Raw genomic sequence first — 2935 nt, 5'->3', positions numbered from 1 at the left:
CGTCGAGCTGGTGGAGAAGATGCTGGCCTCCGGGGCCGCCTACGTCGTGGAGGACGCGGAATTTCCCGACGTCTACTTCCACGCGGATGCCACCGTGCAGTTCGGGTACGAGGCTGGCTACGACCGCGACACCATGCTCGCGCTGTTCGCCGAACGCGGCGGCGATCCGGACCGGGCCGGCAAAACCGACCGGCTGGACGCGCTGCTGTGGCGGGCTGCTCGGCCCGGCGAGCCCAACTGGCCGTCACCGTTCGGGGCCGGTCGCCCCGGCTGGCATGTCGAATGTGCGGCGATCGCGCTCAGTCGTATCGGTACCGGTCTCGACATTCAAGGTGGCGGCAGCGACCTGATGTTCCCGCATCACGAGTTCAGCGCCGCGCATGCCGAATCCGTCAGCGGCGAAAGGCGATTCGCCGGCCACTACGTCCACGCGGGCATGATCGGCTGGGACGGCCACAAGATGTCCAAGAGCCGCGGCAACTTGGTCCTGGTGTCCGGACTGCGTGCGCAGGGCGTCGAACCACCCGTCATCCGGTTGGGTCTGTTGGCCGGGCACTACCGCGCCGACCGCGAATGGACCCCGCAGGTGCTGGACGACGCCCAGGCAAGGCTGCAGCGCTGGCGGGCCGCGGCGGCTCTACCCGCCGGTCCGGACGCGGCCGACCTGATCGCGCGGGTTCGCCAGTATCTCGCCGACGATCTCGACACGCCCAAAGCGCTTGCTGCAATTGATGGTTGGGCGACCGATGCGTTGGAATACGGCGGTCATGACGCCGAGGCGCCGTCGGCGGTGGCCGCGTTGACCGATGCGTTGCTCGGCCTGGAATTGTCCTCAGTGCGGCAGTAGCGGGTAGGTTTCGGCCATGACGTCAGTGAACTCGCAAGTCGTATTCATCACCGGTGGAGGCCACGGGATCGGGGCCGAGGTGGCCCGCCGCCTGCATGCCAAGGGCGCCAAGCTGGTGCTGACCGACCTGGACGCGGCCGCGCTGTCCGCCATTGCCGCCGAGCTCGGCGACGAGCGCGTGCTGACTGTGGTCGCTGACGTGTGCAACCTGGCCGCGATGGAGTCGGCCTCCGGACAAGCCGTCGAGAAGTTCGGCGGTATCGACGTCGTGGTCGCCAACGCCGGCATCGCCAGCTACGGATCGGTGCTACAGGTCGACCCCGAAGCGTTCAAGCGGGTCATCGACGTCAACCTGACCGGGGTGTTCCACACCGTGCGTGCCACGCTGCCCGCGGTAATCGCAACCAAGGGCTACGTGCTGGTCGTGTCATCGCTGGCGGCCTTTGCCGCCGCCCCTGGCATGATGCCCTACGACGCGTCGAAGGCCGGCGTCGAACACCTGGCCAACGCGTTGCGTCTCGAGGTGGCCGGTGACGGAGTCACCGTCGGCTCGGCCCACATGTCCTGGATCGACACCGCGCTGGTTCGCGATACCAAGACCGACCTGCCGTCGTTCATCGAGCTGCTGTCCAAGCTGCCGTGGCCGCTGAACAAAACCACCTCGGTCGACGCCTGCGCGGTGGCGTTCGTCAAGGGCATCGAAGAGCGCAAGCGACGGGTGTACTGCCCGGGTTGGGTGGGCTACTTCCGCTGGCTCAAGCCGCTGCTGTCGACCCCGGTCGGGGAGAACGCGGTCGCCAAGACCGCGGCGGCGCTGCTGCCCCGGATGGATGAGGAAGTCAAAGCGCTCGGCCGGTCCACCAGCGCCTACAACATCACGCTCGGCAAGGGCGACTAAGCGCGGTCGCTGCACGGCGCGCGAGGGTGCGTGTCTGTACGCGACACGCCGAAGCTGCCCGGCATTCTGCGCACGGTCGCGCAGTGATCGGCAAGGGCGACTAACTGCTAACGCCCGAAACCCGGTCGGCGGCGGCGTAGATAGCGCTCGAACTCAGCGGCCAAGGCGTCGCCGTCGATCTTGCCCAACACCTCGGTCATGTCGACTTCGGCGTCGCCGCGCTCCTCCAGGGACTGCACGTATTCGGCGATCTCGTCGTCGTCGGTGGTCATCTCGGTGACCGCCTGCTCCCACTCCTCGGCCTGGGCCGGCAGGTCGGCCAGCGGCACCTCGATGTCGAGCACCTCCTCGACCCGGCGTAGCAGCGCGACCGTCGCCTTGGGGTTGGGCGGCTGCGAGACGTAATGCGGGACCGCCGCCCAGAACGTGACGGCCGGGATTCCGGCCATCACGCACGCGTCCTGGAATACCCCGGCGATGCCGGTCGGACCCTCGTAACGGGTCTCCTGCAGGCCGAAGCGGTGCGCCGACTCGGGGGAGTACGCGGCCCCGGACACCGGCACCGGCCGGGTGTGCGGCGTGTCGGCCAGTAGCGCCCCCAGAATCACCACCGTGTCGACATTCAGCTTGTCGGCGACGGCCAGCAACTCGGCGCAAAAAGTGCGCCACCGCATGTTCGGCTCGACCCCGTGCATCAGCACGATGTCCCGCCCGGCGCCCGGCGGGCGGCAGTGCGAAATCCGCATCGACGGCCACACCAGTTCTCGGGTGACGCCGTCGACCTGGCGAATGACGGGGCGGTTCACCTGATAGTCGTAGTAGGCCTCGTCGTCGATCTCGACGATCGGGTCGGCCTCCCAGATGGCGTCCAAGTGTTCGAGCGCATCGCTGGCCGCGTCTCCGGCGTCATTCCAGCCCTCGAACGCAGCCACAATGATCGTGTTGTGCAGTTCTGGGAAAGAGGCGCTGCCATCTGGCGAGGTCACGCAATCAGGGTACGACGTGATCAAGCTCGCGGCGCCAAGAGCGGCGGCCGTTTTGCATAGTCGAGCTATGCTTGTTCCGATGGTTTCGACAACCGGCGCCGACGATGTCATGACGAAATACGTTCTTTGGCAATCTTGTTGAGGTGGTGACGACGGTATTGCCGACAAGGCCCGCAAGCCGGCGATCACGGGCACTGCGATCGC

The 2935-nt window shown here is 67.2% G+C and carries 4 protein-coding genes; 2 read left to right on the top strand and 2 right to left on the bottom strand.

The genetic code is table 11. The annotated features are described in order from the left end of the window. A partial coding sequence (locus AC2VOU_RS14295) for a cysteine--1-D-myo-inosityl 2-amino-2-deoxy-alpha-D-glucopyranoside ligase (protein ID WP_486957975.1) occupies positions 1–847 on the top strand: 847 nt, incomplete at its 5' end. A gap of 16 nt (positions 848–863) precedes the next feature. Next, positions 864–1745 (top strand): SDR family oxidoreductase, encoded by an 882-nt coding sequence (locus AC2VOU_RS14290; protein ID WP_486957974.1) that lies wholly within the window; start codon positions 864–866, stop codon positions 1743–1745. Between the two features lie 107 nt (positions 1746–1852). Here the strand turns inward: AC2VOU_RS14290 and AC2VOU_RS14285 are convergent, their stop codons facing one another. Then, complete coding sequence (locus AC2VOU_RS14285; protein ID WP_486957973.1) at positions 1853–2731, bottom strand: PAC2 family protein; 879 nt, start codon at positions 2729–2731, stop codon at positions 1853–1855. A gap of 4 nt (positions 2732–2735) precedes the next feature. Then, positions 2736–2935: hypothetical protein (locus tag AC2VOU_RS14280; RefSeq protein WP_486957972.1), on the bottom strand; the 200-nt coding region annotated here is incomplete at its 5' end.

The sequence above is a fragment of the Mycobacterium sp. TH-M25 genome (assembly GCF_057473665.1).
Note: the sequence above shows the minus strand (reverse complement) of the source record. Positions and strands in the feature narration are given on the sequence as shown.

What these genes read in the sequence shown, in the direction of transcription:
- AC2VOU_RS14290 (WP_486957974.1), top strand. Translation starts at nt 864, where the DNA reads ATGACGTCAGTGAACTCGCAAGTCGTATTCATCACCGGTGGAGGCCAC.